This is a genomic window from Myroides indicus (genome assembly GCF_004364575.1).
In the GTDB taxonomy this organism is placed as follows: Bacteria; Bacteroidota; Bacteroidia; order Flavobacteriales; family Flavobacteriaceae; genus Flavobacterium; species Flavobacterium indicum_A.
In genome coordinates, this window is the sequence record NZ_SOAG01000004.1 from 77236 (window position 1) to 102410 (window position 25175).

At 33.7% G+C, this 25175-nt stretch carries 21 protein-coding genes and 1 tRNA gene; 10 read left to right on the top strand and 12 right to left on the bottom strand.

Annotation, left to right across the window (positions count from 1 at the left end; genetic code table 11):
* Window positions 1–27: 27 nt before the first annotated feature.
* Both C8P70_RS02590 and trxB read right to left on the bottom strand, forming a co-directional pair.
* Window positions 28–990: an ABC transporter ATP-binding protein gene (locus tag C8P70_RS02590; RefSeq protein WP_133711796.1), complete on the bottom strand. Its 963-nt coding sequence runs from the start codon at window positions 988–990 to the stop codon at window positions 28–30.
* Window positions 991–1095: 105 nt separating this feature from the next.
* Window positions 1096–2037, bottom strand: a complete 942-nt coding sequence (gene trxB, locus C8P70_RS02595; protein WP_133711797.1) for a thioredoxin-disulfide reductase — start codon at window positions 2035–2037, stop codon at window positions 1096–1098.
* A gap of 165 nt (window positions 2038–2202) precedes the next feature.
* Here trxB and C8P70_RS02600 point away from each other — a divergent pair.
* From C8P70_RS02600 to C8P70_RS13950, 3 genes are all read left to right on the top strand, one after another.
* Window positions 2203–2277 (top strand) — tRNA-Pro (locus tag C8P70_RS02600).
* A gap of 299 nt (window positions 2278–2576) precedes the next feature.
* A complete protein-coding gene (locus C8P70_RS13760) occupies window positions 2577–2771 on the top strand; it encodes an Arm DNA-binding domain-containing protein (protein WP_243832648.1) in 195 nt (64 codons plus the stop codon).
* 224 nt (window positions 2772–2995) lie between these two features.
* Complete coding sequence (locus tag C8P70_RS13950; RefSeq protein WP_166666162.1) at window positions 2996–3265, top strand: hypothetical protein; 270 nt, start codon at window positions 2996–2998, stop codon at window positions 3263–3265.
* An 87-nt stretch (window positions 3266–3352) separates the two neighbouring features.
* Here C8P70_RS13950 and C8P70_RS02610 read toward each other — a convergent pair whose 3' ends face one another.
* Both C8P70_RS02610 and C8P70_RS02615 read right to left on the bottom strand, forming a co-directional pair.
* Window positions 3353–4084 (bottom strand): class I SAM-dependent methyltransferase, encoded by a 732-nt coding sequence (locus C8P70_RS02610; RefSeq protein WP_133711798.1) that lies wholly within the window; start codon window positions 4082–4084, stop codon window positions 3353–3355.
* Between the two features lie 444 nt (window positions 4085–4528).
* A complete protein-coding gene (locus C8P70_RS02615; protein ID WP_133711799.1) occupies window positions 4529–5401 on the bottom strand; it encodes an energy transducer TonB in 873 nt (290 codons plus the stop codon).
* Between the two features lie 265 nt (window positions 5402–5666).
* Here C8P70_RS02615 and C8P70_RS02620 point away from each other — a divergent pair, with 265 nt between their 5' ends.
* A complete protein-coding gene (locus C8P70_RS02620; RefSeq protein ID WP_133711800.1) occupies window positions 5667–8117 on the top strand; it encodes an ATP-binding protein in 2451 nt (816 codons plus the stop codon).
* Window positions 8118–8160: 43 nt separating this feature from the next.
* Here C8P70_RS02620 and C8P70_RS02625 read toward each other — a convergent pair whose 3' ends face one another.
* The 6 genes from C8P70_RS02625 to C8P70_RS02650 all read right to left on the bottom strand — a co-directional run bounded on the left by C8P70_RS02625 (window position 8161) and on the right by C8P70_RS02650 (window position 16246).
* Complete coding sequence (locus C8P70_RS02625; RefSeq protein ID WP_133711801.1) at window positions 8161–9552, bottom strand: efflux transporter outer membrane subunit; 1392 nt, start codon at window positions 9550–9552, stop codon at window positions 8161–8163.
* 27 nt (window positions 9553–9579) lie between these two features.
* Entirely contained in the window at window positions 9580–12729 is a 3150-nt protein-coding gene (locus C8P70_RS02630; RefSeq protein ID WP_133711802.1) for an efflux RND transporter permease subunit, read from the bottom strand.
* Between the two features lie 13 nt (window positions 12730–12742).
* Window positions 12743–13864, bottom strand: coding sequence for an efflux RND transporter periplasmic adaptor subunit (locus tag C8P70_RS02635; protein WP_133711803.1), 1122 nt, complete (start codon window positions 13862–13864; stop codon window positions 12743–12745).
* A gap of 179 nt (window positions 13865–14043) precedes the next feature.
* Window positions 14044–14907, bottom strand: coding sequence for a helix-turn-helix domain-containing protein (locus C8P70_RS02640; protein WP_133711804.1), 864 nt, complete (start codon window positions 14905–14907; stop codon window positions 14044–14046).
* A 46-nt stretch (window positions 14908–14953) separates the two neighbouring features.
* Window positions 14954–15691, bottom strand: coding sequence for a hypothetical protein (locus tag C8P70_RS02645; protein WP_133711805.1), 738 nt, complete (start codon window positions 15689–15691; stop codon window positions 14954–14956).
* A gap of 153 nt (window positions 15692–15844) precedes the next feature.
* Entirely contained in the window at window positions 15845–16246 is a 402-nt protein-coding gene (locus C8P70_RS02650; protein ID WP_133711806.1) for an acyl-CoA thioesterase, read from the bottom strand.
* Between the two features lie 190 nt (window positions 16247–16436).
* On the opposite strand from C8P70_RS02650, the gene dnaA reads away from it, so the two are divergent.
* The 4 genes from dnaA (at window position 16437) to C8P70_RS02670 (ending at window position 19949) form a co-directional block, all read left to right on the top strand.
* Window positions 16437–17876 carry a chromosomal replication initiator protein DnaA gene (gene dnaA / locus C8P70_RS02655; RefSeq protein WP_133711807.1) on the top strand — a complete coding sequence of 480 codons (1440 nt, stop codon included), beginning with the start codon at window positions 16437–16439 and terminating at the stop codon, window positions 17874–17876.
* Complete coding sequence (locus C8P70_RS02660; protein WP_133711808.1) at window positions 17876–18337, top strand: low molecular weight protein-tyrosine-phosphatase; 462 nt, start codon at window positions 17876–17878, stop codon at window positions 18335–18337. Before dnaA ends, C8P70_RS02660 begins: the two co-directional genes overlap by 1 nt.
* Before the next feature lie 86 nt (window positions 18338–18423).
* Window positions 18424–19224: a class I SAM-dependent methyltransferase gene (locus C8P70_RS02665; protein ID WP_133711809.1), complete on the top strand. Its 801-nt coding sequence runs from the start codon at window positions 18424–18426 to the stop codon at window positions 19222–19224.
* A gap of 11 nt (window positions 19225–19235) precedes the next feature.
* Window positions 19236–19949: an SAM-dependent methyltransferase gene (locus tag C8P70_RS02670; RefSeq protein WP_133711810.1), complete on the top strand. Its 714-nt coding sequence runs from the start codon at window positions 19236–19238 to the stop codon at window positions 19947–19949.
* A 4-nt stretch (window positions 19950–19953) separates the two neighbouring features.
* Here C8P70_RS02670 and C8P70_RS02675 read toward each other — a convergent pair whose 3' ends face one another.
* The gene (locus tag C8P70_RS02675; protein ID WP_166666163.1) at window positions 19954–22335 is read right to left on the bottom strand and encodes an outer membrane beta-barrel family protein; all 2382 of its coding nucleotides are present in this window, start codon (window positions 22333–22335) and stop codon (window positions 19954–19956) included.
* Between the two features lie 172 nt (window positions 22336–22507).
* Between C8P70_RS02675 and C8P70_RS02680 the strand changes: the two genes are divergently transcribed.
* Both C8P70_RS02680 and C8P70_RS02685 read left to right on the top strand, forming a co-directional pair.
* Window positions 22508–23551: a sensor histidine kinase gene (locus C8P70_RS02680; protein WP_243832649.1), complete on the top strand. Its 1044-nt coding sequence runs from the start codon at window positions 22508–22510 to the stop codon at window positions 23549–23551.
* Window positions 23548–24264, top strand: a complete 717-nt coding sequence (locus C8P70_RS02685; RefSeq protein WP_133711812.1) for a LytR/AlgR family response regulator transcription factor — start codon at window positions 23548–23550, stop codon at window positions 24262–24264. Before C8P70_RS02680 ends, C8P70_RS02685 begins: the two co-directional genes overlap by 4 nt.
* A 132-nt stretch (window positions 24265–24396) precedes the next feature.
* On the opposite strand, the gene C8P70_RS02690 is transcribed toward C8P70_RS02685, so the two are convergent.
* The gene (locus C8P70_RS02690) at window positions 24397–25161 is read right to left on the bottom strand and encodes a class I SAM-dependent methyltransferase (RefSeq protein ID WP_133711813.1); all 765 of its coding nucleotides are present in this window, start codon (window positions 25159–25161) and stop codon (window positions 24397–24399) included.
* Window positions 25162–25175: the final 14 nt, after the last annotated feature.

The window sequence follows — 25175 nt, forward strand, 5'->3', positions numbered from 1 at the left end:
CTCTTCTTCCTGATATATTTTCTAATTTTACTGGTATTTTTTTAGTGCCAGCTTTACGTTTGCACCCGGTTTTATTTCAAGTGGATGAGCAAAGTAAATTGTGCGGCTGTTTTTATATTTGGCTTGTAACAGATAGCCATCTCCCTTAAAATAGCACTCCTCTACTTCTACTTCTAGCACGCCCTTTTGTTTTGAGATCATCAATTGATGGGGATATAACAACAATATTTCATCATTTTTTGTATCAGGAGTAAAATCTGAAATATACAATTCATTTACCTCTCCAAATAACGAAGCTACATATACATCAGAGGGAAATTCGTAAACCTCCTGTGTATCTCCTGCGTCTATTATCCTTCCGTCTTTGAGTACAATTGTTTCATCAGCAAAGCCTAAAACATCCATACTGTCATGGGTAGCTATAATACAGCTTATTCCTTTTTGTTTTAAATAAGAGAATACTTTTCTTCTAAGTGTACTTTTCCTTGAATAATCAATATGACTAAAAGGTTCATCCAACAGTAATAATTCAGGTTCGGATGCCAGTGCACGTGCAAGAGCTACCCGCTGTTGCTGTCCACCACTCAGGTATTTTACCTTCATATCGGCAAAACTTTCTAAATCAACCAAATGAAGCAATTCATTTATCCGTTGTTCTTTTTGTTTGGGATAAAAATTAGACAAGTATTTTCCTATATTTTCAGCGACTGTTGTATAGGGCATTAAGTCAAAATCCTGTGCCAAATAACGCATACTATCTACTCCCGGAACCAGATTATGTGCCGGACCTAATACTTGTTTATTATTCCACAGAATTTCTCCGTTATCCAAATCATAAAGTCCATAGATGAGCTTTAGCAAAGTACTTTTTCCACACCCACTTTCACCCAGTAGCGCTACATTTTTTCCTTTTTCAACTATCCAATCTATATCTTTTATTGTGATATCGTTTGGAGTATAACTAAATGATATATTTTTAAGTAAAAGCATTTATTTGTTTTAACAGTTACAAAGATAACAATATAGCCTTCGTACATCAAAATTACCCTCAACAAAAAAGCCGCTTATTAGCAGCTTTTGAAATAGTTTATTATCTTATTTTGAGGCCAAATAGCGCTCGGCATCTAAAGCGGCAATACATCCCGAACCTGCGGCAGATATCGCCTGTCTGTAATCTTTATCCTGAACGTCTCCACAAGCAAAAACCCCCGGAATGTTAGTTATAGAAGTCTTTCCTTCTGTTATTAAATATCCTGTTTCATCCATAGTTAGCTGTCCTGCAAAAATATCAGTATTAGGTTTATGTCCGATTGCAACAAAAAAGCCGGTTGCTTCAATATCTTTAAATTCCTGCGTAATTCTGTTTTTCACTCTTACTCCTGTAACTACTTGTCCATCACCCAAAACTTCTTCAGTTTCAGTGTTCATTAGTATCTCAATATTTGGTGTTTGTTTTACACGTTCTTCCATAATTTTAGAAGCTCTGAATTTATCACTTCTAACCAACATGGTTACTTTTTTACACAACTTAGACAAATAATGTGCTTCTTCGCAAGCAGAATCTCCTGCTCCTACAATTACTACCTCCTGATTTCTGTAAAAGAAACCATCACAAACTGCACAAGCAGAAACTCCTCCACCTACCTGCAAATATTTTTGCTCAGACGGCAAACCTAAATATTTTGCTGTAGCTCCTGTTGAAATAATTACTGTTTCTGCTTCTATTTCAGTAGTTTCATTAACCCATATTTTTTTTATTTCACCAGAAAGGTCAACTTTAGTAACCCAACCGTCACGTACTTCCGTTCCAAAACGTTGAGCTTGCGCCTGAAACTGCATCATCATTTCGGGTCCGGTTACTCCGTCAGGATATCCCGGAAAGTTTTCAACATCATTAGTAGTAGTCAACTGTCCTCCTGGCTGCATCCCTTGGTATAATACAGGATTCATATTAGCTCTTGCGGCGTATATTGCAGCTGTATACCCGGCAGGTCCAGAACCTATAATCAAACATTTTACTCTTTCTATACTAGACATATTCAATATTATTATTTGTAAACAAAAATACTTTTTTTATTCTATCTGCCTAAGTGATTTTAATTTAAAAACTCAATTAGGAAATAATTTTTATTTATTGTCAAAAATATTTGTTAGAGAGAAAAATGTATTTATATTTGCACTCGCAAAGACAAAATAGGTCAGCGGGGTGTAGCGTAGCCCGGTCATCGCGCCTGGTTTGGGACCAGGAGGTCGCAGGTTCGAATCCTGCCACCCCGACTTTTTCGGCATCAGAATGTGTCTAAATCCGTAAGTATCAATTACTTACGGATTTTTTTATTTTTAAATATATCATAATAATCCATTGTAAATCAATCTAAATGTGAGCTATTAGGTGAGCTATTTTTAAAAGGTAAATTAGCTCACCGAATCAAGTTTAACTAATTGTATTTCAATAAATTAAATACAATTTATTTTAGTTTAATTCAGTGCTTTTTGGTCTTGTTTGAGTACTATTCAGGTGAGTAGTTTTTTAAAACCATATCAAAACAGTTCGGTTAACATTAAAATAGATTGATATGAAAACAAAAAACACATTTGGAATACACTTCATTATACGTGTTTCTAATTCAAACAAAACAGTCCCATCCCTTATATACGCAAGGATAACGGTAAATGGGCAACGAACAGAAATTTCTTTAAAACTAAAAATATCCCCTAATTCTTGGGATAACATTAAAGGAAAAGCAAAAGGAAAAAGAGCTGGACACTAATTTAAAGCTTCTTCGTTCGGGAAAAACGCAGGACTTACTACTTTGGAGTTGCACTTTGAAAATAGTAAAACGGCTTTGAAAACCATCCGACCAAACAGACTTTAAAATCAGCAGTTGCCATTGCTTTACAAGCAACATCTGACGAATTAAGATTTAAAAATCAATTAGGAGAACAGGGCATTAACGTGGTGGTTCGAAGAAATAATACTGGACGTATTTATGGTGTGACATTCATTGACCACAATTCTAAAACGTTGTGGAATGGTTCACGTTTGAGTAAGGGGCTTTCTGCTAGTATCTTTAATGATTATTGGAATAATAATATTAAACCAAATATCAAAGAACCTGCTATATCTCAACCTTCATTACCTACATTAAAGGATGCAGATCTTCTTAAAGAAGATCCTCATCAATTGTTTGACTTTTTAACTATAGACAAACACGAAGGCGGTTTGATTGAAGCGTTAGATGGTTTGCTCATTCCCAAAGCATAGGACGAAGAGCACGAAGAAAAGGATTTTACCAATCGTATGAAGAAAAAGAGAAAATACAAAAGATGAGAAAAGCAATAAAAAAAACATCTACTTTTCCACGGATATTAACAACATCATTGGCCGGCGCAATTCTTCTTTCATTTCGGGTATATTCTTCAGCAATTCTGCATCAGGTATAGGTTCTTTAATTTCTATGATTTTAAATCCCTGCTTTAAAAGTTCATTCAGGTAGGTACTAACCGTTCTGTGATATTTTAATACATTCTTACCTAAAAATGATGTATTCCTTTTATCCTCGTTAAAATATCGGTCAACAGCCCAATGCAACTTATTCCCTGTTCCATCATAAATCCAATCCTGACTGCCTTCTGCTGTAAAAACAGGATGTTCGACAGAAAAGACAAAATTGCCGTTTGGTTTAAGCCATTGATATATTTTACGGATAAGGATATCGTATGCCTTAATATAATGAAAAGTCAGGGAGCTGAATATCACATCAAAACTTTCCGTATAAAATTGAGCATCTTCAATCGCAACCTGCTCATAGCTAACACCATCCAATTGATTTATCTTTTTGGCTTTTTGCAGCATCTTTTCGGATATATCAACACCTTTTACAGATAAAGCACCATTTTCTACGGCATATCTGCAATGCCATCCGTAGCCGCATCCCAAATCAAGCACCTGCTTACCCGAAAAGTCAGGAAGCATTTGTTTTAGTGTATGCCATTCTCCAGCGCCATCAAGCCCTTTTAACGAACGGTTCATTTTTCCGTATTGCTCAAAAAACGATGGCTCATCGTATTTGTTTTCTTTCATTTCGCTATACACTAATTATTCATCATACAAAGATACGCCAAAAGATTTCATTCTACCTTATCAAGCCAAGTACCACCACGTAAAGCCATTGACCGCCAAATTCATTTACATAATGTTTAATATAATAGCCACTTGTTTTGGTATTTTTAGATTATATATTCTACACAATCCATCAGCTAAGTCATATGCCTTTTTTAATGTTTGAATATAAGTTAAAGAGGATACTCGCTCTTTCTTTGCTTAGCCAGTTCAAAGGCTTGCTACTTAAAAGCAGTACGTAGGCTTTTCTAATTCTTTTCATAGTCCAAAGATAAGTCTTTATGCATAACTCAATGTCCATGATAAATTAGTAAGTCCGGTCTAAACGATTATTTGATTCCTTTACTTTTTTTACATTAAAGTATTCTATCAAAATGAGTTTTAATATCTCTTTTTCATCTTGAATTAATGATTAACCTGAATTGTTATTGGCAAAGTAAACTGTGAGCGAACATTTTTTCCATTCTGCATGGCAGCTTTCCAATTGGGCATCGTTTTTAATACGCGAATAGCTTCTGCTCCTGCTCCGTAACCCGGATCACGCAAGATTCTTATATCCGTTAACGAACCATCTTTTTCAACTACAAAAGACAAAATAACCTGAATTTTTTCTACATTCATTCCTAAATCTAAATTTTTAAAACGAGAAACAAAACTTCGGCTGAATTTTGTCATCCCACCAATAGGTTCTGCCTTTATCTGCACAGCATGTATAATTGCATTCCCAGAATCTTCTGTATTTTCAGCGCCATCTTCTCCTAAAACATTTGTTCCAGCATTTCCGTTAATTACAATTTGACCTTCAACATTTCCTTTTATATTTTCTGCACCGACATTTGCATTCGCAAATACTGATTGAGGAGGTAATTCCTCTTTTACTTCTGAAGAGTTTGCAATATCCGGGGTCAAAAATTTTATCTGATCTACAATAGACGCTGGTGCAGCTGGCGGAGCTTCTTCTTTGATTGCCACAGGAATTTCCGCTGCTGCTTTTGGCTCTTCTTCAGGCAAAACCAAATCTTTCAGCTCTACTTCTTTGTCGATAATTTCGGGCAAATATTCTATTGTACCCGTATTCATCGCTATTTCATCTTCGAAATAAGAAGACAAAACTGAAGGAGCTAAAAACAAAACTCCAAAAAGGGCAATCCCGCCAAAAAAAGCGAATGTAGTTGTTCGCGGGCTTTCCATTCTCAATTTATAAGCTCCGTAACGCTTATTCCGATGTTCAAAAACCACATCTAACCAATCTTTTCTAAACAAATCCATCTTAGACATAACTTACCTATATTAAAGATTAAACATTAGTTATTGGTTTTCAATAGCTATAAGCACCAACAACTCTACAAATAAAACCGTCTCATAAAATCAGACTAAAACTATTTAAACAGATTAAATACCATTATTTTTAATAAATATATGAATTATTTTTATATATTAAATAATAAAATTAATTTAAATGTGTATTACGTTTATATTTTTAATCTGCCATCAATAAAAGTTCTTTTGTATTTTTGTTAAACGTAAAAGTTTAATATTAGTTATGAAACCTTCAAAATCCATAAAAGCAAAAATATTTTTCCTGTATATCATTCTGTTCGGAGCGGTTATTTTTTCGGGATTTTATATTTATAAAGAAGCTAAAAAATTTACAATCCCAGAAGAGCACATTGTAGAGGAAAACAACAAAATATTTTTAGTAAGCAGTGCTATCAATAGCTTGTACTCGTCTGAAGCTTATGGAAGAAATGCTATTTTAACCGGCTCGCGCAAGGATATTAATATCTATTACAAAGAACTAGATACAGTTGTAAAACAAATAGACATGATTCAAAGCGGTGTGCAGGATAAAACAATTGTACAAAAATTAAATAAAGTAAAAGAGCTTTTAGACAAAAAAAAGAGCAGTTTTGAAAATCTTATTCAAGCCAGAAAATCAATCGAATCACAAAACGATTATACTCAAGCTTTTTCTGAAGTCCACAATATAAGAGAAGAAATTGAAAAAAACATTCAACCTATTGTTATTCAAACCAGAGATAAAGAAAAAAGAAGTGCCTGGGCAAGACTTTTTAAGGGTGATAATACGGATACCATCAAAACTACGGTTAATTATCCTGATATTTCAGATTCATTAATCAACGCAATGGAACGCATATTCACAAATGCGCAAAAAAAAATAGATGAGCAACAAAAGAGTCTTTTTCTTCAAGAACAGCGTCTTCTTTTAGAAAACAAAAATATTACAAATGAACTAAGAGAAATACTTGAAAATGTAGAACAAAATATTCTTACTCTATCTTATCAAAAAATAAACGAATCTAAAGCCCGGATTAGTACAGCTTCGATAGATATTGCCTATATTGGAGGATCTGCCTTACTTGTAGTTATTATATTGGGCTGGATTATTATAAAAGACATTAATCAAACGCAAGAATACAGATTGGCTCTGGAGAAACTAAACGATGAAAAAGAAGTTTTGCTTCGCAGTAAAACAATGCTTTTGGCAACAGTTACCCATGATTTGCAAACCCCATTAGGCAGTCTGATAGGTTTTACCGATTTATTAGATAATACGGATTTAAAGAACAAACAAAAACAATACGTAAACAACATTAAATCGTCGTCACAGTACATCACTAACCTTGTAAATGATTTAACCGATTTTTCCAAGCTTGAAAACAACAAAATAAGTATTCAAGAAAAAGCCTTTAACTTTGAAGAGCTAGTTAAAAATACCTGCTCTTTATTGGTACCAACCGCAGAAAACAAGAAAATCAAATTAAAATGGGAAATTGCTCCAGACTTAAACCGACACTTTTTGTCAGATCCGTATCGGATTAAACAGATACTGACCAACTTAATCACCAATGCTATTAAATTTACCCAAAACGGCGGGGTGTATATTAGCGCTTTCAAAAAGTCAGATCAAATCATCATTAAGGTTTCCGATACAGGAATAGGGATTGCAGCAGATCAAATTGATAATATTTTCAAAGAATTTAAACAAGCCAACGAAGGAATTGAAAAAAAGTTTGGAGGAACCGGACTTGGGTTAAATATATCCAAACGAATGATTGAACTTCTTAACGGCACCATTTATGTAGAAAGCCAATTGGGGGATGGCTCCACGTTCACAATTGAATTGCCTGCAAAAGAATCTGATTTATCAGAAAATAGTTTTTCTAACAAAACAGATTTTACAGAAAACTTTAAGATTCTAAAAGACAAATCTATCATTGTAATTGATGACGATAAGTTACAATTGCAGCTTATGGAAGAAATTTTAGTTCCTATATTTAAAAATGTAACTATTCTCAATGATTCGACCGAAATAGAAAACACACTCGAAGAAAAGCCTTGCGATTTGATTTTGAGCGATATACAAATGCCTAAATTAGATGGTTTTGAAATGATTGAGCTACTAAAAAACAACGAAAAATACAAGCATATTCCCATCATTGCACTGTCAGGAAAAAGAGATCTGACGATTGAAGATTATCAACAAGCCGGTTTTGTGTCTGCCCATCAAAAACCAATACAAATTACTGAATTACTTTTGCTTATCACCTCTGTCTTATTTCCGGATTTTAAAGCCAAAGAAATATTACTTCAACCGAAAGGTGCAGAGGAAATTAAAGCAAACAAAACATACAATACGGGGTCTTTAAGACAGTTTATTGGAGATGACAAAGATGCTTTACAAAATTTATTGACTATTTTTGTAGAAAGCACTCAAGAAAACCTGTTGGATATCCAATATGCTAAAGATGATTTTGATATAGTAACCATCGGAAATATTGCACACAAAATGCTGCCGATGTTTAAACAACTCGAAATAATTACGATCGTTCCCAGATTAGAAGAGCTAGAAAATCATCAACTAACTTTTACTTCGCAAAAGAAGCTGGATAATTACATTAATTTACTTCTGGCAGATATTAGAACTATTCTTGATAAAATTACTAAAGAAAACACAGATACAATTATCTGATTACCCATAATTTGTAACAATACAGATAATCAGATAAAAAAGCTTATTCCTTCCAGCCGCCACCAAGGGAACGATATAGCTGTATTATTGCCTGCCATTTTTCTCCTTCATTTGTCGCCATTTCTAGTGCTGCATACAGATACGCTTGTTCAGAAGTCAATACATCTGTATACGTTGTTGTGCGATTATAAAGCATTAGTTTTTTAGTATAATCCACGGCTAACGCGAGTTTTTCTACTTGTACTTGACGCAAAGCTCGTTGTTCTTCTGCTATTTGATAAGCATAGAGGGCATTTGACACTTCTTTTCCTGCCTGTAACACACTTTGCTGAAAGCGATACAGCTGTTCTTGGTAGGTAGCTTTTGTCAAAGCCAGTCTGGTTTTATTTTGTCTTTTATTGAAAATAGGTTGGAGTAACCCCCCAGTTAATTGCGCAAATAACCCTGTAGGTGTAAACCAATCTTTCCACAGATAACTTGAATACCCAAAAGAAGCCGTCAGCATTAAATTAGGATAAAACGATCTTTTAACTACTTGAATATCTTCAAAATAGGCAGCTAAAGCAAGTTCTTCCATTTGAACATCGGGACGATTTTGAAGTAATTCTGCAGCCACACCAACGCTTATTTGATTCGGGATACTCTGTATTTCAAGTACTCCACGTTTAATTTCACCAGGTATTCTTCCAAGTAAAACGCTCAACGCATTTTCTATTTCCTGTCGTTGTTTTTGAATAGCTGGAAGTGCAATCTGTGCTTCTAAATAATTAACTTCGCTTTGCACTACATCTGCTTCTGTAACTATAGTAGAGGCTTTTAATTGCTTCATGGCATGCACATCTTGAGCCCTGTTTTCCAATGTACATTCTACGATATCAATTTGTCTGTCTAACACTAATAATTGATAGTAATATTGCGAAATTTGGGCAATTAATTGTGTTTGAATTGCCTGTTGAGCTACCTCTGTTTTTAAAAATTTGTAGTATGCTGATCGTTTAGCACTTGCCAGTTTTCCCCATACATCCAATTCCCATGTAGTACTTGCCTCAACTTCATGTAAAGTAGCGTACTTAAAAAAGCCAAAGCTCTGCGGGTAAGACATTCTCGCTCTTTGCATCGTTCCCTCTACTGTCAAATCTGGAAAAAAAGACGCCTTGGATTGAGATAAGTTGGCACGCGCAGCTTCTATTCGCGTCAAGCTCATCTTTACATCTAAATTATTAGTTAACCCTTCCTCTATCAATCCTTGTAAATATTCATCCCGAAAGAAAGTACGCCAAGGAATTGTAGCACTTGAAGTAGTATCAATGCCTTGATTACTCCGGAAGAGTTCTTGAGGTTGATAATCGGTTTGGTAGGTTGTCTTCGTTATCTGACAAGAAAACAAAATGCTCATCATGCCTAGAGTCGCTACATATTGTGGTGTTCTTTTCATTTTTCTGTATTTTCAATTCAATCTCGTTTATAACATCGCATTTTCTCTTTCTTCTGTTGTTTTCACCCCACTTAATTGCTCTTGAATTCCTTGAAACAACACAAATAAAGAAGGAATAACGAGTATTCCTATAACTGTTCCGGTTAGCATTCCTCCAACAGCCGCGGTACCGATTGATTTATTGCTCAATGCCCCTGCTCCTGATGCTATAACCAAAGGAAGTAACCCAAAAATAAAAGCAAATGAAGTCATGAGTATAGGGCGCAGTCTTACTTTAGCAGCCTCCATAGCGGCTTCTACGAGAGATAGACCACTGGCTCGTCTTTGTAAGGCAAACTCTACAATTAAAATAGCATTCTTAGCAAGTAACCCAATGAGCATAATCAAACTAATTTGTAGAAACACATTATTCTCAATACCAAATAGTTGAGCAAATAAAAATGCACCTGCCAATCCTATAGGAAGAGAAAATAATACAACCAATGGTGTGATATAACTCTTAAATTGAGCACTTAACAAAAAGTACACAAAAACGATTGACAAGACGAAAATAACACGCGTTTGATTTCCGCTCATTCTTTCTTCTCTTGATATTCCTGCATACTCAAAGCCATAATTTTTAGGTAACTTTTGAGCAGCGACTTCTTCAATTGCTCGAAGTGCATCTCCCGAACTAAAACCCTCCCCAGGGCTCCCGTTGATATAAGCAGAATTAAACAAATTGAATCGTGTTAAAAATTCAGGTCCATATACCTTATTAAGGTGGATAAATGACGTAATAGGTGCCATATTTCCTTCTGCATTTTTAACGTATAGCTTAGACAGTGCTTCAATATTTTCACGTTGATGAGGATCGGCTTGTATCACCACTTTATACTGTTTTCCGAATCGATTAAAATTAGTTGTGTAGATTCCTCCTAAATAACCCTGTAACGTCGTTAAAATTTCAGTAACTGTAATGCCCGCCTCTTTTGCTTTTTCAACCTGAATATCTACTTCGTATTGAGGGAAATTTGTATTAAAAGAAGAAGTTGCATATCTAATTTCTGGGCGTTGATTGAGAGCTTCTAAAAACTCCTCTATATGCACTTCAAATAATCGATAATTCCCTTCTCCCGTTTTATCTTGCAGTTGTACTTCAAAACCAGCATTATTTCCAAACCCCTGCAAAGTAGGTCCTGCAAAAAAAACCACTTGAGCATCTTTGATATGTCCCGTTTTTTCAAACAACTGTTGAACCACATGATGAATATTTTGTTTTTCTGTTGGACGTTCCTCCCAATGCTTCAACTTGATAAACAACACCGCATAAGAACTTCCATTTCCACTGAAGAAGTCCATTCCTGACAAAAGAGAAGTAAACTTAACCTCAGGCAAGGTGCTAGCAATACTATCGATTTGTTTCGCAATGCGTTCTGTTTTCTCTAATGAAGTTGAAGGTGATAGAATGATATTACCATAGATAGAGGCACTATCCTCATTCGGCACAAAAGCTGTAGGGGTTGTTTTCGACAGGTAAAAAAAGAGCATCCCAAAAAATAACACACTGCTAAAAGTTAGTATTCTTTTTTTGTTCAAGAAGTGCAATACAGCAACATAACGCTGCGTTATCCGATCAAAGCTACTATTAAATGCAGATTTAAAACGGGAAATAAAACCTCTTTTTTCAGTCGCAATACCAGGTTCCGGTTTAAGTAATATAGCACATAAGGCAGGACTTAACGTTAAAGCGTTTATGGCTGATATAAGAATAGCTACAGCCAGAGTAATACCAAATTCCTTGTAAAACACTCCTACGGATCCGCCAATAAATGCAACAGGAACAAATACAGCCGCCATGACTAAAGTAATTGATATAATCGCTGTTGTCAATTCATTCATAGCACGTAAGGTTGCTTCTTTTGTTGTTGTTACTCCTTCATATAACTTGGCATGTACGGCTTCTACCACAATGATAGCATCATCGACAACTATTCCTATGGATAAAATCAAAGCAAAAAGCGTTAATAAATTAATCGTAAAACCAAATAGATGTAAGAAGAAAAATGTTCCTATAATTGCCACAGGTACAGCAATAGCCGGGATTAACGTTGATTTCCAATCTTGCAAGAACACCAAGACAACGATAAATACCAATACAAAAGCTTCAATCAAAGTTGAGACTAATTTATTGATGGAGGCCAGCAAGAAGTCATTAGAATTGGCATATACTTCGAAAGCTGTTGCCGGGGGTAAGTTCTGTTGTGCTTCTTTCAAGATAGCTTCACATTCTTTAATTATCTCATAGGCATTAGATCCTGCTGTTTGACTTACAGCTATATAAGTCCCCTTTTTTCCGTAAGCAGTGATTGACATTGCATAGGAATAAGCACCAAGGTCAATATCCGCTACCTCTTTTAGGCGTAATAAGCGTCCATCTGCCGTAGTACGAAGAACAATATCGCCAAATTGTTTGGGTGTTTCTAAACGTCCTGTATATTTTAAAACATATTGAAAACTTTGTTGGCTGTTTTCCCCTACTTTTCCAGGAGCTGCTTCTACATTTTGTTCCTGTAGAGCCTGTATGATATCGGAAGGAGTTAATCCGTAATTAGCCATAGCACTGGGTTTTAACCAAATGCGCATGCTATAATCCATTCCTCCATAAATAGAAGCGTCTCCTACTCCGTTGATACGCTTCAATTGTGGAAGAATATTGATGCGAGCATAATTTTCTAAAAATGCTTGTTCATAGCGATCATCTACACTGTACAGAAGGAAACTAAAAATTTCACTACTTAATTTTTTCGTTGTTGTTACACCTTGTTTAACTACTTCTTCTGGTAATTGACTCATGGCTTGACTCACGCGATTTTGTACGTTAACAGCTGCCATATCAGCATCAGTTCCCTGATCAAAGGTTATGGTAATCACTGCAGATCCATCATTACTCGCTTTAGAGTTCATATACGCCATGTGTTCCACACCGTTAATTTCTTCTTCTAAAGGTACGATAACGCTTTTCATTACAGCTTCGGCATTCGCGCCTTGGTAATTAGCGGTTACCTGTACAGTAGGTGGCGCAATTTCCGGATACTGTGTAATGGGTAAAACAAATAATCCCAACAACCCGAGTATGACAATGATAATTGAAATTACAGTTGACAATACTGGATTTTCTATAAATTTCTTCAGCATAATTTCTCTACTTTTAATTCAGTATTTTCATTCCTTCTCGTGCCCCACCAATCTCTTCCTTAATAATAATGTCTCCTTCTTGTAACCCTTCTACGACAATATAGGAATTGCTAGAAGGATATTGATCCAATAGCGTAACGATTCTACTTTCTAAGACTCCATCTTGATTTACCACATAAACAAAGTGTTTGCCTTGGATGTTAAAGGTGGCTAATTGCGGAATAACTATTGCTTGTTTTAGCTCTTCTTTCACGCGAATCGTTCCTGTACTTCCACTGCGCAATAGGTGTTGAGGGTTGGGAAACTCTGCGCGAATATTGACACTCCCTGTCTTTACATCCATTTGCCCGCTCACGGCATTAATTTGCCCTTTTTCTTCATAAAGTTGTTGATCGGATATGTACAATTCAATCGTCGAAAATGTTTGAAAATACTTCAACATATCTTGATTTTCTGCTTTTTGAGCAAATGCGAACCATTCCTTTTCACTCATCGAAAAATAGGCGTTTATTGTCTTAATATCCGATAAAGTAGTTAAGGGCTCGACTGCTTGTGTTTGAACCAAAGCTCCTACTTTATAAGGTAATAACCCAATATAACCATCAAAAGGAGCAGTAATTTTAGTATACCCGACATTAACACTACTCTTATTCCATGCTGCATATACTTGAGATAAGTAGGCTTCTTTAGTCTTTAAGGTTAATTCTGCCGCTTCTAACTCATACACACTTATAATTCCTTCTTGCACTAAAGGTTTTGTTTTATTCACGTGTAATTGAGCTTTATTGACTTCGGCTTGAATCTCTTTTATTTTAGCTTGGGCAGCGATATGTTCTTCTTGGTACTGAGGGGCGTAAATAACAAATAATGTTTGCCCCTTTGACACAAATTGCCCTTCATCTACCTCAATTGATTCGATATATCCGTCGATTTTAGGTCGGATATCTATATCTCGAATGCCTTTTAGAGTAGCAGGATAGTCAGAATAAATAACAACTTTTTCTTTTTGAATGGTCAGCAAGGGAAATTGTTCTTCTCTGGTTGTATCCCCCCCTACTTGCTCTTCTTTATTTTTACAAGAAGATACCAATGAAACTATACAGATAGTTATTAGAAATTTAGAAAGTACATTCATACCTATTTTTTTAAATTAACATCATTCATCAGAAAGATTTCTTCTGATTTTGGTACAAATGTATTTTATAGCCACAATCAAATAAAGGGCTAAAAAGGAGGATTATTAGTCAAAAGGTTAGATTTAAAAATAAACCAGAGAATGTAATTAACAAAAAATAGTCTAAAGGCAAGTTACTCTTATAACGTATTTCTGTATTGTTTAGGGGTTATTCCTTCATAACGCTTAAAATATTTTCCAAAAGTACTTGCATCAGGAAAGTTCATATTTTCGGCGATTGAATTAATAGACAAACTACTGTCTTGTAATAATATCTTGGCTTCTAGCACAACTTGATTTTGAATCCACTCACTTGCAGTCAAACCTGTTTCCGCTGAAACCACTTGGCTTAAATACTTGGGATGCAAATGCAAATGGGCGGCATAAAAAGTAACGCTTCGCTCCGTTTTACAATAGTGAGCAACCGCTTGTCTGAATCGCAAATCAATTGTATTCAGCGCTTTAGTTTTATTTCCATATTTCTCGTACAAATACGCTATTTCATTAATCATACTATACACCATCCCACGCACAACTTCCACATGATGTGACGTTGCAATTTGATTTGCGTGTTCTATGATGCGAAAGATAGTTTTAAAATTATCAAATTCTTCATCAGATAACTCAGAGACGAATCCTCCTAGATTAGATAAGTCTGAAAACGCTGTAAGTACATTATTTTCTACTAATTTGTCTTGTAAGAAGTCTTCACTAAACAAAATGGTTTCCATTTCGTAACTCCTCCTGGTTTTGTCCCATCGTTTAATGGAGGTTGTATCTGCAAAAATAATAGCTGGAGCTTGTATGTGGTATTCTTTTAAATCAATATGAAAGATTATTTCCCCTTCTTGAAGCACACCTATTCCGTAGTAATTACAACGATACGGCTCAGCTGGGTAATACGCTAAATTAATTACGGGCATATAAATGTATCGATCATGAGAATCAAGTTCACTAAAACTGTTCTTTAATCGGTCTAATGTTTCCCATTTTATATTTTTCACTATACAAATGAAATAAAAACTATTTTTATCAAATAGAACTACTGATTTAATTCAATCCTACAAATTTTAAAAAATCATCATAGTTTTGCGCCAAATAGAGCTGATATCCTTCATTTCTCTCAACCTTTATTTTTTCAAAATCAGGCTGAGCAACTAAATAATACAAGAAAGCATCTACATAATCAGGTGATATACTTAAATCCTGTATCAATAATTCTTTGGGATATTCTTCTAAAAACGCTTTTCTTTTAATATCGAGTTTTTCATAAAGAAGTGCCCGCTTCTGTTTTTTCTTTTTACCAGACAACAGGCTAATCAGCCCGTCTATTGTAATACCCAAACCATAATTTGGTCCGGCACTAAAAACAGTCTGATCCTTATTAAACTGCCTTTCTAGAGAAGTAAGCTTTTTGGTATAATCCTGTTCAAAAAAATTTTCTCCAAAATCTTTTCTCGTTATTACAATTTCTTCCAGGCTTTGTCCTTGTCTTGTCATAATTACATTAAAGCGCCCTGAATTTAAATCATCTTCACCTATCACATAATTTACGGTCTGCAATCCTTTACTCACGAAACGAATGGTATCTCCCTGCTTTGATTCAATCATAAAATACCCTGTTTCATCGCTTTTAATTTTTTCAGTACTCCTCTTGTTTTCAATTTCAACAGGAACAACTCTATTGTCATACATACGCACTCTTCCATCTAACAAACTTGATTTCTGTGCCAAACAAGATAATGTGGATATCCCTGTAAAAAATAAAACCCAATGTAATATTTTCATGCTTAAACTTTTTTGTAAATATAATTAATTTACCCGGTTTTATATGCCAAACTATCTTTTATACATTCTCTTTTTTAAATTCAAAAGATGTAGAAATATACGCTATTAGTACTTGAGTTTTTTCTAATATAACCGCATTTAAAAATAGTTAATTTATAATTTTTCTATTTTATTTTTCACATAGTCCGGAGCCGTTGTTGGTCGTCCGGTTTTCATATCAACAAATACCAAAACAGAGTGTCCGATTGTTAATAACTCGTGTTGTTCATTATACAGTTCATAATCAAATTCTATCTTAACCGAAGTCAGTTTTTTGAAGATAGTCCGTACCGTTATCAATTCATCATATCTGGCAGATTTTTTATAGTTCATAGTTAAAGAGACCACAGGAAGCATTACTCCCATCTCTTCCATCTGTTTATACGAAACCCCCAGATTTCTAAGCCATTCCACTCTTCCTATTTCAAAATATTGTGCATAATTACCATGATACACTACCCCCATCTGATCAGTTTCCGCATATCTTACTCTTACTGTAACATCGAATTGTTTCATACTATTATTTATTAAAATTTGTTACTCCGGTTTTTTTATACTACTTAACAAATTATTTTGTTTTATACAAGTGCTAAAAAGTTTTTTTATCCAAAAAATTGTTCACATATTTGTCATGGTAAAAGCAATCGCTCTTTACCTCAAAAAACACTCAAAAGTAGTAACTGTTTTTTAAAATTCTAAATTAATAATGCACGAGTACACAACTAAAACGGCGGAATCTGTATGGAATAATTGTCTAAAATTTATTCAGGACAATATTCAGGAACAGGCTTTTAAAACTTGGTTTTTACCTATTAAAGCTATTGAACTGACAGATAACGCTTTGTACATACAAGTGCCAAGTAAGTTTTTTTATGAGTGGCTGGAAGAACACTATGTGAGTATATTAAAAGTGGCTTTGACCAAAGCTTTAGGTGCAGAAGCTAAACTTTTGTACAAAATCCGGATGGAAAATACTACTGGAAATAAACAGCCCTACACAGAACAGTTACCGAGTGCCAACCGGAGTCCGGTAAAAACTCAAGAGCTGGATATTCCTATTCAAAATAAAGATCCTGAACTCAAAAATCCATTTGTGATTCCGGGAATTCGAAATGTAAAAATAGAATCTCAATTAAACTCCAACTACTCTTTTGACAATTTTTTAGAAGGAGACTCAAATCGTTTGGCTCGTTCCGCAGGATTGGCTGTAGCCAATAAGCCGGGGGGAACATCTTTTAACCCCTTATTGATTTTCGGCGGAGTTGGTTTAGGCAAAACGCATTTAGCTCATGCCATTGGAGTAGAAATCAAAGAATTGCATCCCGAAAAAACTATTCTTTACATTTCTGCCGAAGTATTTACACAGCAATATGTAGATTCTGTACGAAAAAAAACCAGACATGATTTTATCTATTTTTACCAGTTGATAGATGTATTAATTGTAGATGATATTCAGTTTTTATCCGGAAAATCCGGTACACAGGATGTATTTTTTCACATTTTCAACTATTTACATCAAAACGGTAAACAGGTTATCCTGACCTCAGATAAAGCTCCCGTAGATATGCAGGATATTGAACAGCGTTTACTCTCCCGTTTTAAATGGGGATTATCGGCAGAAATTCAACATCCTGATTTTGATACAAGGGTAAAAATTGTAAAAAGTATTTTATTCCGCGATGGTGTTGAAATGCCGGAAGAAATTATTGAATATGTCGCCAAAAATGTAAAATCAAATGTTCGAGAATTAGAAGGAGCTATTATTTCTCTCATTGCACAATCTTCTTTCAACAAAAGAGAAGTTACGCTTGATTTAGCAAAACACGTAGTTGAAAAATTTGTCAAAAACGTAAAGAGAGAAATTTCCATCGATTACATTCAGAAAGTAGTTTCAGACTATTTTCAGATGGACATTGAAACGTTGTGCTCTAAAACCCGAAAAAGACACATTGTTCAAGCAAGACAGCTCGCTATGTTTTTTGCTAAAAAATATACAAAATCATCTTTGGCAAGCATAGGTTCTCAAATTGGAGACCGCGATCATGCAACAGTATTACATGCCTGTAAAACAATTGATAACTTACTTGAAACTGATAAACAATTCAAAAAATATTACGAAGATATCAATAAGAAGTTCAGTTTGTAATGAAAACTAAAGTATTAATGGTTTGCCTAGGCAATATATGCCGTTCACCTTTAGCTGAAGGAATCTTAAAATCAAAATTATCTGATTCTGCTTTTTTAGTAGACTCAGCCGGCACAGGCGCGTGGCACGCAGGCGAACAACCTGATAAACGCTCAATTGCTATTGCAGAAAAATATGGTATTGACCTTACCTCACAGCGAGCCAGACAATTTAAAATAGCTGATTTTGAAATATTTGACTACATTTACGTAATGGATCAATCGAATTATGACAATGTAATAAAACTGGCAACAACTACGGATGCCATTAATAAAGTTAAATTGATTTTAAACGAAGTTCATCCTGATAAAAATCTCGAAGTACCCGATCCCTATTTTGGCGGAGACCAAGGTTTTGAAAACGTATATCATATGTTGGATGAAGCTTGCGAGAAAATTAAATATAAATTAGAGAATATTTAAAATATAAAGAAAGCCAATGCAAATCTGCATTGGCTTTTTGAGTAATTTAGCAACAGATTTAAAATAAACTCTATATTCAGTATACAATGAGAATTAATAATGATTTTATTGAAACAAATCAAAAGAGTTGGAATCAGCGTACACAAGAGCATTTTGAATCAGATTTTTATGATGTAAATAGCTTCTTACAAGGCAAATCTTCTTTAAATCAAATCGAAATAGAATTATTAGGAGATATAAAAAATAAAAAAATTTTGCACCTGCAATGCCATTTTGGAATGGACTCTATTTCACTTTCGAGAATGGGAGCTAAAGTTACCGGAATTGATTTAGCTGATGAAGCAATTAACAAAGCAAAATATTTAGCTGAAATAACAAAAAGCAACACTGAGTTTATATGCTGTAATATTTTTGATCTGCCTGATCACTTAAACGATACATTTGATATTGTTTTTACAAGTTACGGCGTTATCAGCTGGTATCCTGACCTTAACCAATGGGGAAAAATAATTAATCAATACTTAAAACCAAACGGAAAGTTTATTATGGTTGATTTTCACCCTATTTTATGGATGTTCGACACCAAATTTAAAAAAATAGAATCAGCTTATTCAAGTAAAGAACCATTTATAACTAGTTCTGAAACTTATACAAATCATTCCGACAAAAAACAACAATACGAAGAAATAACGTGGAATCACGGATTATCAACAGTTTTTAAAGGCTTGCTGAATAACAATCTACAGATATTAAATTTTGAGGAATACGATTATTCTCCTTGTAATTTATTTGGAAATATGAAAGAAGAGAACGGAGAATTCAGAATACCTGAAATGGAGCATATGCTTCCAATTTTATTTTCCATAATTGCTAAGAAAAATTCTTAATCCAATAAATCATGACAACCTTTGGTACTTTATATTTAATTCCGGTTATGCTGGGCGATACAGCAGCTAATGAAGTATTACCAGCGAGCGTACTGCGCGCTATTGCATTAATTGATGATTATGTGGTGGAAAACAGCAAAACCGCACGCAAATTTATCAAAGCGATGTGTCCGGAGAAAAAACAATCTATCCTTAATCTGTTTGAACTAAACAAACATACCGATGAAAAAGACATTCAATCCTTTATGCATCCATTATTAGAAGGTAAAAATATGGGATTAATGAGTGATGCCGGGTGTCCCGGAGTTGCTGATCCCGGTGCTGTAATTGTTGCTTTAGCACACAAAAAAGGGATTAAAGTGGTTCCTATGGTCGGACCGTCTTCTATTTTACTTTCATTGATGGGCTCGGGAATGAATGGGCAGTCATTTACCTTTAACGGCTATTTGCCGATTGACAAAAGCGAAAAAAGGACAATGCTAAAAAATCTTGAAAAGTGGTCGTTTGAACGAAATCAATCACAAATTTTCATTGAAACGCCGTATCGCAACAATCAGCTGATAGAGGAAATGACACAGATTTTACATCCAAACACCTCATTATGTGTTGCCTGTGATTTGACTTTGCCAACCGAAATTATGTTGACCAAACCTGTTAGCTTCTGGAAAAAACACAAAATAGATTTACACAAAAGACCTTGTATTTTTATTATTCATAAAAAGTAATTTTTTATATTCTATTTAGCTCATCAGTATTACTTGTCTGGCGCTCATTTGTTTTTATATTTGTATTTCCAAAACGATAAGTAAGGGTAACAGATATGCGTTGTGTATCCCAAATATTTTTAAATCGTTGTTTTATCCCATTCATTTCCTGTGAAACCGATTCTCTGCCATTAAAGATATCAGCTCCTTTTACACTTAATTCTAGTTTCTTATCCAACATTAAATATTTTATACTTGCATAAAATTTAGCATAAGGTTTCAATTTATAATTTTGAAACGTTTCTCCAAAGTTTTGAAAATAGCTGATGTTTACAAAAAGAGTTTGAGCAGAATTCAGTACAAAATCATTACTTGTATAAAGAGAAGATGACATTCCCGTATGCTTTTTATCTGAAATAACCGTATTTGCTTCTGAATAGGCTAAATCAAAAGTATTAATACTTGTCCACCAGGCAACTGGTTTTACAGTATAAGATTCTGATATTCCAGCTTGTTTTGAATTGACATAATTCATCCAAATGTAATTATTTTCTTTCGTATCCGGATCTAAAAGAGAAGCCTGATTTACTCCATTCTTTAAACTTGAAAAGTAAATTTTACTATCCAGCGTTTTATAAGTAAAGGTTAGTTCTATATTATGAGTAAAAGCCGGCTCTAAAAATGGATTTCCTTCATTGTAACTAAATTCGTTGTTAATAATCCTAAACGGATTTAAACTTTCGTAATGCGGGCGATTAATTCTTCGAGAATAATTAAGTCCAACACTTTTGTCATCTGTAAGATGATGTAAAATATAAACTGAAGGAAATAGCTTTATATAATCATTTTTGTGCAAATTATCATTTTCTCTTGAATATCCTTTGGTTTGCGTAGCTTCCATTCTCAAACCTGCATGAACTGACCATTTATCACTGAATTCCTTACTGCCTGACAAATATAAAGCTTCATTATTTTCTGTATATTCAAAAAAATTAGACAAATCAGTATCATAAATAAACTCTCCCGTTTCATTTTGTTTAAATGCTGCAATCAGATTTTCGGATTTTGACTGTGAAAATCGCGCTCCTACATTAAATTCCGCAAATTTTAAAGGCAATTCAAAATCTGTTTTTGCTGAAAAATTCCGAATTTTAATATCCACTTGATTAGTTCCTGCATGAGTAGAATTTAAAATCAATTGATTATCCGCATCAAAAGTGGAATAAGAAAAGACTCGATTTGAAGGCGAGTGATAATTGACAAAATCGAAATCAACGGTCATTTTCTTACCCAGTGAATCTAACAGATATTCTGAATATATATTATAAACACTTTGACTGGTTTTATGATCAGAGGTAGCATTATTTTTAAAAAACTGCTGAATTTTTCCGTTTTCATGATCAAAAACAGTTGTAATTTGTGGTTGAATATCGCTAAATCTAATTGTATAAACAGACGTCTTCCCTCCTATTTTCCAGTTATTGGCGATTTGATAATCAAGTGCAAAAAGTGCATTTAAATTATTGTTTTTAGCGTCAGAATAATCTTCATTTTGCCAAAAAGCATCCTTGTAATAAATATCATTATTCCAGTTTATGAGCGAGCGCTTAAAACCAAAGTTTACTGATGTGCGCAATGTAATTTTATTTTTTTGAAGGTTAAACCCTGCATTGTATTGATGCTCATTTCTACGACTACGTTGATACATTGCTCCAATAGTTGAATTCCAGCTGTTTTGATTGATTTTTTTTGTTATAATATTAATTATCCCGCTATTTCCTTCCGCTTCATATTTAGCAGGAGGTGTTGTAATCACCTCTATTTTTGAAAGATTGGCAGTACTTATGCTTTCCAGATAATGTATTAATTCATCTTGATTCATATAAGTTGGCTTGTCGTCAATCAGAACCAAAACGGAATTTTTTCCGGAAATACCTATATTCTGATTATTTACTATAACACCCGGAGTATTTTTTAATGCATCTAAAGCTGTTCCGCCAGAGGAGGAAGTCGTATTTTCAACATAAAAAATAAATCGGTCTGCTTTGCGTTCTACAATTTTTTTATGAGCCTGAATAACAATTTCATCCAAATTGGCAAAAGTAGTAATTTCAACATTTCCCAAGTCAATATCTTTATTCAGAATAATTATTGAGTGATAAACTACTTCATTAAAAAACAAAACATCAAATTGATAATCTTTTTGCGGGACTACAATATCGAATTTTCCGTCATCATCTGTAGTAAATCGTAAGATTGTATCGTTTGCCGTTAGTGATAAATTGGTATATGGTAGTGAATTTTGTCCTTCTGTGATTATTCCAGTTAAACGGTGATTTTGTGTAAAAGCAATGGTAGAAATACACATCATTATACAGATAAATAGGTATAATATAAATTTTGCCATGATGATATTTTTTTGGCAAAAATGCATATCCTATCTTTTTAAAACTTTATATTTCGACCAATCTGATAAATAATCCGACCAACCCATTGATCGGAAAAAAACAGAGCTTCGTCGAATAACCATTATTTATCTGAACTAAAAATCTATTTTTACATTCCAAACAAATGAAACAATGAAGAAAAAATATGTAGTTCTGTTACATCTTTTGTTTTGGTTTTATTTTGTCATCAATTATTTTTTGAGAGTTGATTTCGAAACCGGAACATTAATATTTCCTGACTTTTCTGTTGACATTCATCAACCGGAAATTGGGTTAACATATACTTTCTTTTTTATATATATTCTTGTTTTTTATTTAAATTATTGGATAATTATGCCAAAATTTTTTGACATAAAAAATATACAGAAAGTACTCCTTGCTTTATTCGGATTATTTATTCTATTTACGGGTTTAAGATTTTTGATTGAAGAAATTCTGATTTTAAAATTATTGGGATATCACAATTATGCCCAAGGAGTTTCCGGCAATTTTTATATTTGGGACAATATGTATTACGGCAGTTTGCCTATTATAGCTTCTTCTGTTTTATGGTTTGTTGTCAATACCTTGCATTTACAAAAAAAACAAATCGAATTGATTGAAAGTAAGCGCGAGGCAGAAATTAATTTTCTAAAATCGCAAATCAACCCTCATTTTATTTTTAATACGCTAAACAATATTTACTATCTCGTTTTTGAAAAATCAAATAAATCTCTAAAAGCAATAGAACAATTAAGTGGCTTGATGCGTTATATGACATATGAAAGCCTGAATGACACGCTTCCCATTCAGCAAGAAATAAAGTATATCGAAGATTTTATTCAATTAGAAACCATGCGCATCTCCGGCAGATCAAATATTCTCTTTAACACAGAAATTGAAAATATAGAATTTCGAATTCCCCCACTGTTACTCATTCCGTTTATTGAAAATGGTTTTAAACACGGCATTGTCAATGATGAAGCTAATCCATTTGTAATTAAAATCAGTCAAAAAAATAAAGTATTAACTTTAGAAACTTCTAACCTGATAAATAAATACGCAAAAGATTCTCACACAGGTATTGGTATAGACAATATAAAAAAGCGATTACAGCTCCACTTTCCCAACAATCACACTTTAAAAATTACAATAACGGAAAACATATATCACGCAAAATTAGTCATAACACTATGAAAAAAATATCTTGTATCATTTTAGACGACGAGCCTATGGCAGTTTCCCTGCTATCAAAATACATAGAAAAGGTTTCCATTTTTAATTTGGTAAAAGCAACTACCAGCCCGTTTGAAATAGCAGAGTTAGTGACACATACAAATATTGACGTTCTGTTTATAGACATTCAGATGCCCGAATTAACAGGCATCCAATTAATGAAAATGATTGGTCATAAGTCTAAATTTGTCATCACATCCGCATACAGTGAATACGCTCTGGAAGGATATGAACACAATGTGGTTGATTATTTATTAAAACCTATTTCATTTGACAGATTTTATAAAGCAGTTTTAAAAATAAACGATTTGTTTAAAGATGACTTCTTAAAAATTGCAATCAAAGCCGAAGAAAAAAGAGATAATTTTTTATTTGTAAAAACAGATGGTAAACTGGTAAAAATCAATTTAGAAGATCTTCTTTTCATAGAGGGATTAAAAGATTATTTATATCTGCACTTAAAAAGCGAAAAATTAATTACTCTTGATACTTTAAAAAACTTTGAAACAAAGTTATCTCAAAAAAAATTTATGCGGATTCACAAATCGTACATTGTAAACTTAAATGCAGTAGAAACAGTAGAACGAAATCGGGTTTTTATACAAAATAAAATTATTCCGGTAGGAGAAAGCTATAAGGTCCTATTTCAAAAATGGATTGAGGATTGTGTTTGAAGTAACCAAACATAATAATGAAAGGGTTTCAATTTATAATTTTGAAACGTTTCTACAAAGTTTTGAAAACAACTGATATTTACAAAAAAGAGTTTGAGTCAAAATTAATACAAAACCTTTATTTTCTAAAGACTAGCTAGCCTCAAAAGTCAAAGTATGCGTTTCGTTTGTCGGAGCTTTTAGATATTCATAATTACTGCTAATGGAAATATTAACAAAACCAGCAGATTTTAAAGCTAATTCAAATTCTTTTACTCCCCAATAACGCAAATAGAATAAATCTATCTCGTTTTTTACGAGTCCTTTATTAGCATCCCAATGCTCATACCTTAATTGAGAAAGTACTGTTTGTTCAATATAGTTTATTTCTTCCCTGTCCTCCGTCAAAGTAAGTATTCCATCGGGAATTCTCCATTGTCTCGCTTGCATTGGAGGTTCTGATAGTGAGGCTATCGTGGATAAATCTAATATTAATCTACCTTTTTCTTTTAATGCTAATTTAAAACGTTTTAGAACATCAATAGCTTCATTAACATCTGTTATCAATTGAAAAGAACCTGCTGGTATAATAATAGCTCCAAAAGATTTTGAATAAGTAAAAGTATTAAACATTTCTTTTCTAAATTTCCCTTTTAATCCTCTCTTTTCACACTCTATATCACAATACCTCAGCATTTCAATAGAAGCATCAAACCCTTCCACATCCAGCCCCCTTTCTAATAACGGAATCAATATTCTGCCATTTCCACAAGCTGGTTCTAAGATTGTTCCTTTACAACCTTTTAATCTTTCCAAATAATATTCAACATCTCCAAATGATTTTCCGATAGGCTTATCAATATGATATACCCAAGAAGCCAGTGATCCGTATCTGTTTATTAAATATTTTTTTTTCATATTCTCCAGCTAGA